At 46.6% G+C, this 14542-nt stretch carries 15 protein-coding genes; 10 read left to right on the top strand and 5 right to left on the bottom strand.

Annotated elements, in window-relative coordinates; translation table 11 throughout:
• Positions 1–161: 161 nt before the first annotated feature.
• The 4 genes from CEW91_RS02765 (at position 162) to CEW91_RS02750 (ending at position 2062) form a co-directional block, all read left to right on the top strand.
• Positions 162–1037: a DNA ligase gene (locus CEW91_RS02765; RefSeq protein WP_088767571.1), complete on the top strand. Its 876-nt coding sequence runs from the start codon at positions 162–164 to the stop codon at positions 1035–1037.
• An 81-nt stretch (positions 1038–1118) separates the two neighbouring features.
• On the top strand, positions 1119–1397 hold the full coding sequence (locus CEW91_RS02760; protein WP_088767570.1) for a type II toxin-antitoxin system RelE/ParE family toxin: 279 nt from the start codon (positions 1119–1121) through the stop codon (positions 1395–1397).
• Between the two features lie 9 nt (positions 1398–1406).
• Positions 1407–1694, top strand: a complete 288-nt coding sequence (locus CEW91_RS02755; protein WP_088767569.1) for a HigA family addiction module antitoxin — start codon at positions 1407–1409, stop codon at positions 1692–1694.
• A gap of 17 nt (positions 1695–1711) precedes the next feature.
• Complete coding sequence (locus CEW91_RS02750) at positions 1712–2062, top strand: VOC family protein (RefSeq protein WP_198400882.1); 351 nt, start codon at positions 1712–1714, stop codon at positions 2060–2062.
• A gap of 59 nt (positions 2063–2121) precedes the next feature.
• Here the strand turns inward: CEW91_RS02750 and CEW91_RS02745 are convergent, their stop codons facing one another.
• Together CEW91_RS02745 and CEW91_RS02740 are read right to left on the bottom strand one after the other, a co-directional pair.
• A complete protein-coding gene (locus CEW91_RS02745; protein ID WP_088767568.1) occupies positions 2122–3447 on the bottom strand; it encodes a type II toxin-antitoxin system HipA family toxin in 1326 nt (441 codons plus the stop codon).
• On the bottom strand, positions 3444–3764 hold the full coding sequence (locus CEW91_RS02740; protein ID WP_088767567.1) for a helix-turn-helix domain-containing protein: 321 nt from the start codon (positions 3762–3764) through the stop codon (positions 3444–3446). Before CEW91_RS02740 ends, CEW91_RS02745 begins: the two co-directional genes overlap by 4 nt.
• Positions 3765–4152: 388 nt before the next feature.
• Here CEW91_RS02740 and CEW91_RS02735 point away from each other — a divergent pair, with 388 nt between their 5' ends.
• The 3 genes from CEW91_RS02735 to CEW91_RS02725 all read left to right on the top strand — a co-directional run bounded on the left by CEW91_RS02735 (position 4153) and on the right by CEW91_RS02725 (position 8700).
• Positions 4153–6297 carry a TonB-dependent siderophore receptor gene (locus CEW91_RS02735; RefSeq protein WP_088767566.1) on the top strand — a complete coding sequence of 715 codons (2145 nt, stop codon included), beginning with the start codon at positions 4153–4155 and terminating at the stop codon, positions 6295–6297.
• 12 nt (positions 6298–6309) lie between these two features.
• Positions 6310–7548 carry a PepSY-associated TM helix domain-containing protein gene (locus CEW91_RS02730; RefSeq protein WP_088767565.1) on the top strand — a complete coding sequence of 413 codons (1239 nt, stop codon included), beginning with the start codon at positions 6310–6312 and terminating at the stop codon, positions 7546–7548.
• 249 nt (positions 7549–7797) lie between these two features.
• Positions 7798–8700: a DUF2971 domain-containing protein gene (locus CEW91_RS02725; protein WP_088767564.1), complete on the top strand. Its 903-nt coding sequence runs from the start codon at positions 7798–7800 to the stop codon at positions 8698–8700.
• An 89-nt stretch (positions 8701–8789) separates the two neighbouring features.
• Here the strand turns inward: CEW91_RS02725 and CEW91_RS02720 are convergent, their stop codons facing one another.
• Positions 8790–9152, bottom strand: coding sequence for a winged helix-turn-helix transcriptional regulator (locus tag CEW91_RS02720; RefSeq protein WP_088767563.1), 363 nt, complete (start codon positions 9150–9152; stop codon positions 8790–8792).
• A 116-nt stretch (positions 9153–9268) separates the two neighbouring features.
• On the opposite strand from CEW91_RS02720, the gene CEW91_RS02715 reads away from it, so the two are divergent.
• Genes CEW91_RS02715 through CEW91_RS02705 form a run of 3 tightly spaced genes read left to right on the top strand, consistent with a single transcriptional unit; the run spans position 9269 to position 10777 of the window.
• The gene (locus CEW91_RS02715) at positions 9269–9850 is read left to right on the top strand and encodes an NAD(P)H-dependent oxidoreductase (RefSeq protein WP_088767562.1); all 582 of its coding nucleotides are present in this window, start codon (positions 9269–9271) and stop codon (positions 9848–9850) included.
• A 12-nt stretch (positions 9851–9862) separates the two neighbouring features.
• Positions 9863–10411 carry a redoxin domain-containing protein gene (locus tag CEW91_RS02710; RefSeq protein WP_088767561.1) on the top strand — a complete coding sequence of 183 codons (549 nt, stop codon included), beginning with the start codon at positions 9863–9865 and terminating at the stop codon, positions 10409–10411.
• Positions 10412–10777, top strand: coding sequence for a hypothetical protein (locus CEW91_RS02705; protein WP_088767560.1), 366 nt, complete (start codon positions 10412–10414; stop codon positions 10775–10777).
• Between the two features lie 77 nt (positions 10778–10854).
• On the opposite strand, the gene CEW91_RS02700 is transcribed toward CEW91_RS02705, so the two are convergent.
• Both CEW91_RS02700 and gcvP read right to left on the bottom strand, forming a co-directional pair.
• Positions 10855–11466 (bottom strand): tyrosine-type recombinase/integrase, encoded by a 612-nt coding sequence (locus CEW91_RS02700; protein ID WP_088767559.1) that lies wholly within the window; start codon positions 11464–11466, stop codon positions 10855–10857.
• Positions 11467–11600: 134 nt separating this feature from the next.
• Positions 11601–14489: an aminomethyl-transferring glycine dehydrogenase gene (gcvP, locus tag CEW91_RS02695; protein WP_088767558.1), complete on the bottom strand. Its 2889-nt coding sequence runs from the start codon at positions 14487–14489 to the stop codon at positions 11601–11603.
• Positions 14490–14542: the final 53 nt, after the last annotated feature.

The following is a 14542-nucleotide window of genomic DNA, read 5'->3' as shown; positions in this document are numbered from 1 at the left end:
TACGCCGTTTTCGCACATTTGACTCATAACATAATGCGAAAATCAGTTTGCTTAGCTCATAATACGACATTGCTACGCTGCCAACTTTAGTAAGCAATGCTAGTCTCTGTATGACACTTGGCGCAAACGCGCTGCAACTCAATCAAAAATAAGAGGCAAGGATGCCAACACTCTCTAAAATTCGTTTTATTTACTTAGCGGCACTTTTTATCGCTGCCTTTTGTAGCTTCCCCGCAGCCGCGTTGCAGACAGCAACGCAAACCCAACTCGCAAAAGTGTATGAAGAAAACACGAACATTCCTATTAGCGACTACTTAGTCAGCGAAAAGTATGACGGTATACGAGCTATTTGGACAGGTTCCAAACTACTGACTCGACAAGGGAACCCAATATCAGCTCCTGAGTGGTTTACTGCACCGCTACCCGCCGTTTGGCTTGACGGTGAACTGTGGACAAAACGTCAGAACTTTGAAGCGCTAAGCTCTATTGTGCGCACCCAAACACCAAAAGATAACCGCTGGCAGCAAGTGAAGTATATGGTTTTTGATATGCCTTACGCACAGCTACCTTTTGAACAACGATACAAAAACTACTCAAAGTTAATTGAGCAAATAAACGCTGATCATATTAAGCCGGTTAAGCAGCAGCGGTTTCATTCCAACCATGAGTTAAGCGAGCACCTGCAAGCGCTGGTCGAGCAAGGCGCAGAAGGCCTGATGCTGCACTTAGCTACAGCGCTTCATCAGTCCGGCAGAAGTGACGCTTTGTTGAAGTTAAAACCCTATTTCGATGAAGAGGCCGAGGTTATCGCGCATTTACCGGGAAAAGGTAAATACACCGACATGCTCGGTGCGCTGCGTGTGCGCAATCAGCAAGGCATTGAATTTTCTATTGGCACCGGATTCACCGACGCCGAACGCACCAATCCTCCGCCTGTCGGCAGTATCATTACCTACAAGTACCACGGCTACACCAATAATAACGTGCCACGCTTTGCCAGTTTTTTACGAGTTAGAGAGGAGCTCGAAGATGAATAACTTCCCAAGCAGGATGTCCATGCGTAATATATCGAAGCTAGAAAAGTTGATACCCGATACGTTACAGGGTACGATTTAATCGTGATCCGAAACTTCAAGCACAAAGGTTTGGCTAAGTTTTTCAGGTTCGGTAGCACCGCAGGGATTCAGGCCAGCCACGCAAAGAGGCTTCGGCTTATTCTCGGTAGGTTGAATGCGGCATCTGGCACAAAAGATATGGATTTGCCAGGTCTTCGACTTCATGAGCTCTCCGGTAACCGCTCTGGAATTTGGTCAGTGACAGTCAGTGGAAACTGGCGCGTGACCTTCCGATTTGAGGATGGAGATGCAGAGATAGTAAATTATGAAGATTATCACTGAGGTATTCGTATGCTAATGCACAATCCCCCCCACCCTGGCGAAGTTTTACGAGAGCTTTGTCTCGAGCCTCTTGGCTTATCTGTAACCGCTGCAGCGGAAGCTTTGGGCGTAAGCCGGAAAACGTTAAGTGCTGTTCTGAACGGCAAGGCTGGTATTAGCCCTGAAATGGCTATCAGACTATCAATCGCATTTAATACTTCAGCGGAAAGCTGGCTAAACCAGCAGTCCCAGTATGAACTCTGGCATGCCGAGCAACATCGTAAAGAACTCAAGGTTAAGAAGCTCGTTGCCGCATAAAATACTAAGCGAGGCATATGATGAATTCAACCAAAATTAATTACATTGAACTACCGGCGCGGAGTCTTGAAGCTACCAAGCGCTTTTTTCAACAGGCCTTTGGCTGGGACTTTGTAGACTATGGCCCAGAATACTCTGCTATTCAAAATGCGGGGCTCGATGGTGGGTTTTACCAATCTGACTTGGTTGCACAAACGTCAACGGGAAGCGCATTGGTGGTTTTATACAGCAAAGACCTTGAACAAAGTTTAAAAAGCGTTGAAGACGCAGGCGGTAAAATCATTAAGCCGATATTTGATTTTCCCGGTGGTCGACGCTTTCAATTTACTTGCCCTAGCGGCAACGAATACGCGGTGTGGTCGGAGTAAAGACAACGCTGGCCGTTGAGGTTAAGTCCAGCCATACCTAAATAGGACCTAACCAAGGCTCACGAAAAGTCTTTCAGCTTCAGATGGCTGCTAATGAAATCTGCCAGCGTTTTGGGTACGTCATGCGCTTTAGCTAACTCCCGCCACTGAGACACCGCGTTTATCACATCATCAATAATCGCATCTATTTCTTTGCGCTCTACCTTTGGTAACTGAACGTCTGCAAGCGCACAAAAGTCCTCGCGGGTATGGCCGCTGCGCTTGCCATTTAACGACATCCAATGCTGCTCTACCCAGGGGTTTCCGGGCTTAAAGCTAAAGGCAACATCGTAAGCCGGGCTCAATCGCCACTGTGTGCCTTTTAGCATAAAACCAAAGTTCTTTGAGTGGTCATCGTGGTTGGTGGCTACGTGGTTAAACACCATACGACGAAATAAGTCGATAGCGTCCGCCCGTGGCAACCTTAGCTGGCGGGCAACCTGAAACAGCTCTTCATAAGAAAACGCACCAATGTCGTGGTAGTTCACGTGCTTAATAGCGGTCAGCGTTTGAATGTGCTTTTTCTCGTTGCCGACTCTGTCGAAGCGCTTGGTCACAAAATGGCGTCGGTCGCCTTCATCCAGCAGGTGGCATGGCATCATATGAATGCCCGCTTGGGTGGCCATTAAGTAATACACATACTCCATGGCACCGTAACCTAACGGGTCACCGAAGGTTTGCTGAGACGGGTCGCGCTCTTTTACGCCGTCAAACTTCAGCAGGTAATGCTCAAACCCTTCGGGCACAAGCCCCTGTCCTGAACGAACCTGACTGAAGTCTTTATTAAACGCCAGTACCGCTTTTGGCCTTGCACCACCGGCACTGGTGCCTACCGCTAATAAGGCCTGCATCATCTCTTTGTCTGCCGCGTCGTCAAAGTGCGTGCGTTGGCGAAAACCAGTCCGAGCATCGAGCACGTCCTGCGCTAATTTCATTAAGCTCTCAAGCTCAATGTCTTTGTTTTTGGCGTTGGTTTGATTCTTACGCGCAGGGTGATACTCAAGCGCCCCCATGCCCCGCTCGCCGGTGTACTGAAGCCTTTCAAGCGGGCTCAGAGGCTCTGTGCGATCGGGCTGTTGCGCAACCCACTGGTTCAGTACCGCATTACCAAAGTCATCGGGCAAAGAGTCCGCGAGCATGCCCGGCAGGCCTCTGAAGGTATCCCAATTTAACCCAGGGAAGGAGTAAATTCGTCCCTTCTCGGCGGGCATGGTTAAAGGCGCCAGCGGAATGTTTTTTTCGACAAATTCAGATAAGTACTCGAACCGCGCCGCCGTGTCGCCTTTGTTATAACTTAAGGCACCGACGGACTCACCTTTGTAGCGAACTTCAATGGTATTAATCACCAGTCCAGCTCCTCATTGTCCGCAGGTTTCAAACGCGTTTTACCGCTCGCTCGTTTCTTCTGTTTGGTGCTGCTTTTGAGTAGTTGCACAGGCGAAACGCCCTCGTCCGGGAATGCGGCCAATAAATTATCGATATGCCCTAACGCCTGAAGAATTGCGACATAAGTTGGTAAGGTGCTTTTACCACCCTCGGCGGATTTAACCGCATTAAGGGAGACATTCGCTAAGGTCGCTAAGTCCTCCTGAGTTAAATCCTGGTTCAGCCGATACTGCCTGACTCGCTGACCAATGATGATTGGAATACGTTCAGAATTCATATAACGGACCTTAAATAAGCTTTAAACTAATAAATAGAGTGTAGCAGACTATTTAAGGTACGCAATCAAATTTATATAAAAGCCCTTATATGGGTTATTAAATGTTTAATTCAAAATAAAATACTTTAAAAGGGCTATAAAATTTTAAATAGGGTTGTTAATAACACTTGATTTGAGTATGAATTGATAGTCCGCTTCGTGCCAGAAGCGGACGTAGATTGTTTTAAGGTTAGTTCAATAACTTAGAGAAGTTCTACAGCTAATTACTTGCCCTAATACCTATCAAGCCTAATCAGTTTCGATTTACTAAAAAATGTTTTCAAATTAATATTGTAATGCAAATCATTCTTATTTATGATCGCCGCAGAATTTTAACAGGGGATCACAAATGAAACTATCAAAATGCTATCTCGCACTTGCGTTAGCGGGTCTCACTTCGGCTCCAGCTCTAGCACAACAAGACGAGCAGAGCGCTGACAACGAGAGTCGAACCTCAGAGCAAATGGAGCGCATTAATGTAAAAGGTCGTGCGCAAACGTTATATCGCCAGAATGAGAGCAGTGTCGCAACTCGAACGAATACGCCAATCGAAGAAATACCGCAAAGTGTCCAGGTATTAACCGAAGAGTTGATTAATGATCAAGCCGCACGTCAAATCACCGACTTGTACCGCAGTATCAGTGGCGTGAATTCATTCAGTTACTCGGGTGTTACCTTCCGCGGCTTCCGGCAAGACGAAATCCTTTATGATGGTGTTCGAGGTGATCCATTCAACGGCTTTTCGGTCCCTCAGCTATTCAATATCGAACAAATTCAGGTCTTAAAAGGCCCAAGCGGGGCAATGTTCGGTAGCGGTCAACCGGGCGGCATTATTAACTATGTAACTAAAAAGCCAACCGCGACATCTGAGCGTTCTATAGAGTTAGCGTTAGGCAATTACGATTATCGGCGTGGCTCTGTTGAGCTAAGTGGGCCTTTAACCGAAGATGCGAGCCAGCGTTATCGAGCTGCTTACTATTACGATAACGAACAACCTTTTCGTTATAACACGGAACAAACGAATAATGTCCTAGACTTAGGCTACGCGTTTGATTTTGGAAGTAGCAGTGAAGTTATTTTGCAGCTGACTGATTACCAACAAGACTATCAAGGAGCTCGCCTTCGCGGGGTGCCTGTTGATGATAATGGCAACTTCGTAACTGAGCGCGAATGGAACCATAACGAAGCTACCGATTTTCAAGATTTAAAAGCCACGGTTTACCAAGCTCGCGTTAACCACGACTTCTCTCTCAATTGGCGAGGCGATTTGACCGTTCGTCACTACGACAACACCGAGATCCAAAACTATCACGAGCCTCGTGGTTTAGTGGATGAAAATTTTGCGCCCGTTAGTAATCCCGCTGATGCCGTTTACACTGCGCGCCAGTTCCGTAACCAATATCGTGAGAACGAAGCAACAAGCGTTACCGCCAACCTTATCGGTGAACTTGAGATTGCCAATCTTGAGCATACTCTCCTTATGGGCGCAGAAACGTACACAGCCGAAAACTTATTCATTGGCTCATACGCCAATCCGGGTGAGGTACCGTTTTTAGAAATTAATGACCCACAATATGGCTTGACCTCTGGTCCGTACTCTACCGACTTGAGCTCAGCTACACCTAGAGAATCTGCAAGTCAGCGTGACGGCTTTTACCTGCAGGACCAAATTAAGTTTAACGAAAAAGCTAACCTATTAGTCGGCTTGCGTTACGACCAATTTGAGGATGAGTCAGGTGCTACCACATTTGATGACGGTGACTTGACGTATCGTGTAGGTGGTACTTACGAATTTACTGAATGGGTTCGCGCATACGCGCTTTATGGAACCGGCTTTTTACCTCAATCAGCAGGAAGTCAGGACCCGGCAGTGGGTGGACCTTTTGAGCCTGAACAGTCAGATATCGCTGAGATTGGCGCGCGTTGGTCATTGATGGATGACGCCGTTCGCGTTAACACAGCAGTGTATGAAATCAACCGTGAGAACATCCTTCAGGCGACCGACAGGGTAAGCGACGACGGGCGCACGATTTTGGGCAATGTGGGTAAAGTACGCAGCCGTGGGTTCGAAATCGATGTGTTAGGTGACCTTACTGACAACTGGGTATTGAACACCAACTATGCCTACAACGATGCTCGCGTAGCAGAAACATCACCCAATGGCAGTATTAGAAACTCAGTGGGTGACCGGTTTGTCAACGCGCCACTTCATCAGTTAGGTGTTTGGACTCGTTATGATTTGCCTATGTTGAACTCTGCCATCAGTGGCGGATTAGACTATGTCAGTGAGCAAATCAGTTTCTCGGGCCAACGTGTTAAACCATACACTGTGTTTGATATCAGCTGGCAAACTGAGTTTGATCAATGGCTACTTCAGGTCAATGTGAAAAACTTATTCGATAAGGAATACGCATCGAGTGGCTTCTTGAGCAGAACCGGCCACTTCCCGGGCGAACCACGTCGTGTCTACGCTAGTATCAAATATCGTTTTTAATCGAGTAAAAACATGACTAATCGTCAATGGTTTACACTCCATTCATGGGCCGGCTTTGCCTTTGCCGGCCTATTATTTTTGGTCTGTTTTACAGGCGTGCTAGCGACGCTCAGCTACGAAATCCAATATTTGAGTGACGATAAGTACCGGGCACTTGAAATTCGGGAAGGACCCGTAGCGTGGTCTGAGCTCGAGTCCAATCTGGCTGTTGCCTATCCAGAGAGTCACATTCTCGGTGGTAATGTACACCAACAACCCTATCTTGCCGGTGAAGTGAGGTTGATGACCCCTGACGGCTTTCAGTTTGTTTTCTTCGATCCTGGGTCCGGCACGCTCCTAGGTGAAGGCGGCTGGGGGCAATTATCGCGCTATTTACGCGATATTCATATGTACTTATCCATCGGTGGTGTTGGCAAGTACATTGTGACCCTAACCAGTATCCTTCTGCTTATCTCCCTCGTGTCGAGTTTTTATGTCTATCGAAAATGGTGGCGGGGCTTTTTAACGAATCCGGGTCAACTCACCTGGAAGAAACGAACTGACTGGTCATCGTGGCACAAATGGATGGGACTATGGGCGTGGTGGTTAATAGCGGTAATGGCAGTGACTGGCCTTTGGTATTTGGCTGAGCAAGTTATGTTCGATACCAATGTCGCGCACTACCCCTCTGCCCCCCAAATTAGCCATACTCAAACAGAGAAAGAACGGTCAGCACGTTCGTTAACAGAGCTCGTAAAAGCTGCTCAATCTGCTCGTCCTGACATGGACATTACCGGTTTTTACTACCCTCATCGGCACAACCAAGTTATGTCATTTGTGGGGCAGAATGACTCTGTTCTAGTCCGCGACCGTGCAAATCGGGTGTACCTAGATCCTATAACTGCTGAAGTCGTTAGCACTCAGTACGCCAGCGACCTGGATGTGATTGCCCGAATTGCAGACACGGCCGATCCTCTGCATTTTGGTAACTTCGCCAGTGGTAACGTATCAGGTCTAACCGTCAAGATAATTTACGCGGTATTTGGATTAATGTTGACCGGACTGGTGCTTGGTGGGATGCGAATGCATTACCTAAGAACACAGAAGAGAGACCCAAATACTGCTAAGTGGCTGGGTATTACAGGGAGTTTCTCGATTGCTCTTAGCATCGCCGCTCTTATCTACACAACTATGGTTTTTGATGAATATGGAAATACATCAACCTCGCTGTCGCCTCGTCTCGGCGATTTAAAACAAGAACAACAGCGTTAAGTTTTACCTTTCCGCTCCCTGGAACGGTATGTTGCCCCAGCAATTATGTGTTGGGGCTTTTTTATAGTACTTCAACATCTACTTGGTATTAGCTCTTAAGAGGATTTTCAGGAATAGTAAAAACTTCAATGTCTGCTCCTCGCTCAAAGCATCCTGTGGTCTACCCTATTACTACGGAAGTTTAACCTGCCAATACATTTACCTATACTGATTAAAGAGATGCGCTCTCATATAAGGAAATAAAAGACAGTGGAGAGAATAGTTAGGTTTTTAGACTTAGTGCAATATAATGGCGATGAGCCAGATTATCAGTTCGCTCAAGACCTCATTAATGGGTTATTGTTTTTTAAAGCCCCCAACCAGCTTAATGATCCCTTTGAAGTTTCCCCAGTCTTGGATGGGAGAGGTCTTGATAAAGCACGGACAAACCAACTAATAGGTGTTGTTCGAGGCATGTTAAGCCTATCCTATGGCATAACTCCAGCAGAAGCAGAACGAGAATTGCTAAAACGAATCTCTAAAATGGGTATTGAAAAGTATGCTCAGGTTCATAGAGAACAGCTAAAAACATTATACTTCGATTTAATGCGGCAGAATATGGAATCCAGCGGAGTATGCTGTTTCGTTCAGCCAAATGGCTCTTCTGAAGGTTTAGCCCATGAAAAGCTGATGTGGAGCTTGTATACGAATAAAGCGTCGGGCGTAAGGTTAGAGTTCGATAAAAATGCTTTAATCGAGAGTATCGACACTTCAAACCTGGAGTCTAGCCGAAAAGAACTTGCCCGTGTCAGCCGATCAATTTCCTACCAAAAAACACGACCTAAAATTGATGTTTGGCGTTTCTTCTTGGCTTTATCGAAATCGAGCAGTGAGAAAGAACGTGAAAGAATAATGCTACAAAAAATATTCAAGCCGTATTTATTCACAAAATCTGAAGCTTGGAGAATGGAAAACGAGTTCAGAATTTCTATAGAAGGAGCTTCAAATAAGCTTTTGCCTTTTGACACACTGAGCCTTAAAGCAATTTCTCTAGGCCCAAGATGTGAGGAAAAAGTAAGAACTACACTTATAGAGTCTTTTATAGACAGTATTCCAATTTATGATGTACGAGCGTCGGATAGCTCTTATGCATTGGTTAGTAAGCGCATTTAAACTCAGCGTTTTAGGTACCTATTGAGCTAGAAACCGTCGGTCCGCTAAGAGCGAATTGCGGACTAGTCAATAAGCTGTTTATCTCAGATCTAAGCTTCTAACTTATTTGACTCAGACCAAAGTCTAACCTGCTCAAGAATACTCAGTGCGCTGGCTCCAAACTCGGTTAGCTGATATGTAACAGCTATTGGGCGTTCATTTAGGACAGTACGGATCACCATGCCTTTTCCCTCAAGCTCTTTTAGTCGTTGGTCAATCATCTTTTTGCTCGCGCCTCCCAGCATCCTGGCAAGATCATTAAACCTAACAGGCTCGTCTTTTAAATGGTAAAGAATAGAGCCAGTCCACTTACCACCAATTAACCGCATGCCTTTCTCGATAGCACAAGGTTCTAAACAAGGCTTTATCACGGTTTTTTTGCCTTTACTGTCTGTTTGTACTGAGCTTTCCATTCGTTGTACGGCCTCCTTAAGGTAGGTTACTAAAAGTATACTAGTTGATTTTAGTTTTCTAGACAATATTATATTCAAAATCATTTACAACTTAACAGTGCTTTTAGGAGCAACTCATGGGCAATGTTTTAATTATTAACGCACATCAATACTATCCGTTTGCTGAAGGAAACTTTAATCAAGCGCTGATCAGCATCGCGGAAAAACACCTTAAAGCTAAAGGCTACACGGTAAAAACAGTCAAACCATCAGAGGGATATGACGTTGACGAGGCGTTAGAGAACCATAACTGGGCAGATTTCGTTTTGCTGCAGTCGCCTGTTAACTGGATGGGTGTACCATGGTCGTTTAAAAAATATATGGACGATGTGTATACCGCCGGCATGGGTGGCGCTATGTGTAATGGTGATGGTCGGAGCGAGGACGCTCCAAAGAAGAATTATGGTCGAGGAGGCACGCTTACAGGAACCAAGTACATGCTATCTTTAACAGCAAATGCGCCAGCTGAGAGTTTCAATGACCCTACGGAATTTTTTGAGGGAAAAGGCGTAGATGATTTGATGTTTCCGATGCATATGAATTTTAAGTTTTTTGACATGACGCCCATGCCAACATTTATGGCGTATGACGTGATGAAGAATGCAGAACCAGAAAAGTACTTTAAACGTTTCGAAGAACACCTAGATAAAAACTTTTAAGGAGATTTTAGCATGTCCTTTTACACTCAAAAAATTCATCCCGGCGCTGCGTTTCCATCACTCAAGCTAGCAACATTGAGTGGAGATACTGTTGATATTGGTAAACCTGCCGCGGAATATGACTGGCGGCTTGTTGTTGTCTATCGGGGAGAGCACTGTCCAATGTGCACCAAGTACCTCAACGAACTTCCATGCTTTATTGACAAGCTAAATGACATCGGCGTCGACGTAATTGCCGTATCGGGAGACAGCAAAGCTCAACTTGAGATGCACATGGAGAGTTTAGATATTAATTTTCCTGTCGCTTACGGGCTTTCAATTGAACAAATGAAGGCGTTGGGGACTTATATCTCCGACCCACGCTCACCCGAAGAGACCGATCATGCATTTTCGGAGCCAGCACTTTTTGTAATAAATGGCGATAACCAAGTACAGGTTGTCGATATATCTAATAATCCATTTGTTCGGCCGGAATTAGCCACGTTAGTTAAGGGGCTCGCCTGGATAAAAGATCCAAGTAATAGCTACCCCATTCGCGGTATGCACAACGAGGCTGAATAAATGAAACTCATAATAGCTGTAATAAGTTTAGTCAGTTTAATGTCGTACCCTGCTTCGGCAAACGATGGACTACCGGCTCATATCGCTTCCCCTGAGCAATATTCGGTGCTGTTGGATAATGACAGCGTGCTCGTCCTAAAAATGGATCTAGATGCTGGAGAGAGTGATGAATGGCACTTTCATCGCGCCGAAACAGTATATTTTGAGAAAGGAGGCGAGCTTAAGATCACAACGAGCACGGGCGAAATGAAGTTAACAGTACCCGATGGTCATGTTATGTGGCACGAGCCGTGGCAGCATCAAGTCTCAAATATTGGAAATACTCAAATAACAGCAATCATAGTTGAGCAAAAAACACATGAATAATTGATGAGTTCTCCTATGCCACGAATAAATTCAACGTCCGCTGTTGGCACAGGGCTGCCGTAGCAGCCCACTAACAGTTAGACCTCAATTGACTCAGAAATATCAAGCGCGTCATCCACTTCAATTCCGAGGTAGCGTACAGTGCTTTCCAACTTTTTGTGGCCTAATAAAAGTTGGATAACTCTGAGGTTCTTAGTTTTCTTATAGATAAGATATGGCTTGGTCCTTCGCATTGAATGAGTGCTGTACAGCGAACTGTCCAATCCTAGTTTCTCGATCCAGCCATGAAATATCCGGTTGTACTGGCGGGTCGAGATATGTTCTGCATCAGTAACTCTCGATCTAAATAAATAATCTGATTCTGATAGATTCGCTTGCCTGATCCAAGCGGATAGCGAATCTCTAGTTCCTTGAGTTATCTCGAACTGTACTGGACAACCTGTCTTCTGCTGCACAACATGAGTCCTGGTAAGCAGCGAACGGCCACACGAAACATCCGATACTTTCAGTTTTACTAAATCACAACCCCTAAGCTTGCTATCTAACCCTAGATTGAAAAGAGCCAAATCTCTTGCTTTCCCTTCAAGTTCAAGGCGTATGCGAATGCCCCAGATATGGGATATCTGGAGTGGCTTTTTCTGTCCTATAATTCGATTTTTATTCCACGGATATGCTTGTTGAACTGCCATGATTAATCTCCAGTTAGTACTGAGACTTAAGTATGGCCTTTAAAAAGAGTAAAAAGCCCGCTAAAAAGCGGGCTCCATATTCACCTCGGTGAGACATCCCACCTGACGTGGAACGTCAGGCTACATCACAAAGCTTACCGATACTCTTCAATGCTCGGGCATGAGCACATCAGGTTACGGTCACCAAATACGTCGTCAATACGGTTAACGGTTGGCCAGAACTTGTCGTAACCAACGGCTTCAACCGGGTAGGTTGCTGTTTGACGGTCGTATGGGCGGTCCCATTCGGCGTCGGTAATGTCGGCCAATGTATGCGGTGCATTCACCAGTGGGTTGTTATCTTTCGGCCAGTCGCCAGATGCTACTTTATCGGCTTCGGCTTTAATGCTCACCAGCGCTTCAATAAAGCGATCCAGCTCGGCTTTAGACTCAGACTCGGTTGGCTCAACCATAATGGTACCCGCTACTGGGAAGCTCATGGTTGGTGAGTGGAAACCGTAGTCCTGCAGGCGCTTAGCCACGTCAATTTCGGCAATACCGGCGGCGTCTTTCATTGGACGCAAGTCGATAATGCACTCGTGCGCGACACGGTTGTTGCGGCCACGATACAGAATTTTGAAGTGCTTACTCAGCTTCTCAGCAACATAGTTGGCGTTCAAAATAGCGGTTTCTGACGCTTCACGTAAGCCGCGTCCGCCCATCATGGCAATGTACATCCATGAAATGGTCAGAATGCTGGCACTACCAAACTGCGCAGCAGATACCGCGCCGTTGCCTGCTTTAGGACCGTCGATATTAATCACCGAGTGGTTCGGCAGGAACTCAGCTAAGTGCTGCTTCACACCAATAGGCCCCATACCCGGGCCACCGCCACCGTGTGGAATACAGAAGGTTTTGTGCAAGTTCAGGTGCGATACGTCCGAGCCAATGTAACCCGGTGAGGTTACGCCAACCTGTGCGTTCATGTTGGCACCGTCCATGTAAACCTGACCGCCGTAGCTGTGAACCAGATCACAAATGTCTTTAATGCCTTCTTCGTAAACACCGTGCGTTGACGGGTAAGTCACCATAATGCACGACAGGTTATCGCCCGCTTCTTCGGCCTTGGCTTTTAAGTCGTCCATGTCCACGTTGCCGTGTTTGTCACAGTCGACCACCACCACTTTCATGTTAATCATTTGCGCAGAAGCTGGGTTAGTCCCGTGCGCAGAGCTTGGAATTAAGCAGATATTGCGGTGCCCTTCATTGCGGCTCTCATGGTACTTCTGAATAGCCAGCAAGCCAGCGTATTCGCCTTGTGCACCCGAGTTCGGCTGCATCGACATGGCGTCGTAACCAGTAATGTCCAATAGCCATTCAGACAATGTGCCGACCAACTCCTGGTAGCCTTGTGCCTGTTCTACCGGGCAGAACGGATGCAACTGACCAAACTCAGGCCAGGTGACCGGAATCATTTCAGCAGTCGCATTCAGTTTCATGGTGCAAGAGCCCAATGAAATCATGGAGTGATTCAGGGCTAAATCTTTGTTTTCAAGCTTTTTAATGTAACGCAGCATTTCGGTTTCTGAGTGATACTCGTTGAATACCGGGTGCTGTAAGTAGTCTGACTGACGTACCAACGCCGCAGGAATCGACTCGACATCTCCGCCCGCAACACGGCTGTCCAGTACGTCAATGTCCAGACCATGATTCTCACCAAACAACACGTTAAACAGCGTTTCAACGTCGTCACGCGTTTTCGCTTCATCTAAGCTAACGCCAAATACGCCTTCGCCGTCAACGCGCAGGTTAATACCCGCTGCTTTTGAGCGCGCTAACACGTCGGTTGCGTTGTCTTTCATTTCAAAGGTTAAGGTGTCAAACCAGTGGCTGTTCACCAGCTTCACGCCTTTGTCCTGCATACCTAACGCGACAATGTCAGTCAGACGGTGAATGCGGTTAGCAATACGGCGCAAGCCTTGTGGACCGTGATACACAGCGTAGAAAGACGCCATGTTTGCCAGCAGCACCTGCGCGGTACAAATGTTTGAGTTGGCTTTTTCGCGGCGTATGTGTTGCTCACGCGTCTGCATGGCCATACGCAACGCAGGACGTCCACGAGAGTCTTTAGAAACACCAATGATACGGCCAGGCAGTGAACGCTTAAATTTGTCACGAGTAGCAAAGAATGCCGCGTGAGGACCACCGTAGCCCATCGGTACACCAAAGCGTTGTGCGTTACCAAACACCATATCAGCGCCCATTTCACCCGGAGACTTCAGCATTAACAGGCTCATTAAGTCAGAAGCAACGGCGACAATGGCCTTTTTCTCCTGCAACTCACCAATTAACTGTTCAATGTTGTGCAACTGGCCTTGCTTGTCCGGGTATTGCAGTAACGCACCGAATACATCATGGTCGGATGCTTCACGTGCAGGACCAACAATAGTGTCAAAGCCATAGTACTCGGCTCGGGTTTTCACCACGTCGATGGTCTGTGGGTAAACATTGTCGGCAATAAAGAAGGCGTTAGACTTCTTGTTTTTAGACACGCGCTTGGCCATCGCCATGGCTTCCGCTGCTGCTGTTGCTTCATCAAGCAAAGACGCGCTGGCTAAATCCAGGCCGGTTAAGTCCATGGTCATTTGCTGGAAGTTCAGCAGCGCTTCTAAGCGACCTTGCGCAATTTCTGGTTGATACGGCGTGTACGCGGTGTACCAACCCGGGTTTTCCAACACGTTACGTAAAATAACGTTCGGTACGACCGTATCGTAATAACCCATACCAATGTACGAGGTGAAAATTTCGTTTTTCTGAGCAATGGTTTTCAGACGAGCTAACGCCTCACGTTCCGTTTGCGGCTCACCAACTTGCAAGAACGGTTCGCGCAATATTGCGCCAGGCACCGTGTCTTTGGTTAAAGCTTCTAAAGAATCCACACCCAGCTCTGCCAACATGGCTTTTTGCTCTTCAGCACTTGGGCCAATGTGGCGACCGATGAACTCATCGTGGTGTTCTAATTGCGTCAGGGTAGTACTGCTCATTTAACTCAGCCTCGTACATTTATCGATAGTAAGAAACAACGAACCCCGGTTAA

The sequence above is a fragment of the Idiomarina piscisalsi genome, assembly GCF_002211765.1.
Classification (GTDB): Bacteria; Pseudomonadota; Gammaproteobacteria; order Enterobacterales; family Alteromonadaceae; genus Idiomarina; species Idiomarina piscisalsi_A.
This window is presented reverse-complemented; position numbering and strand designations above follow the sequence as displayed.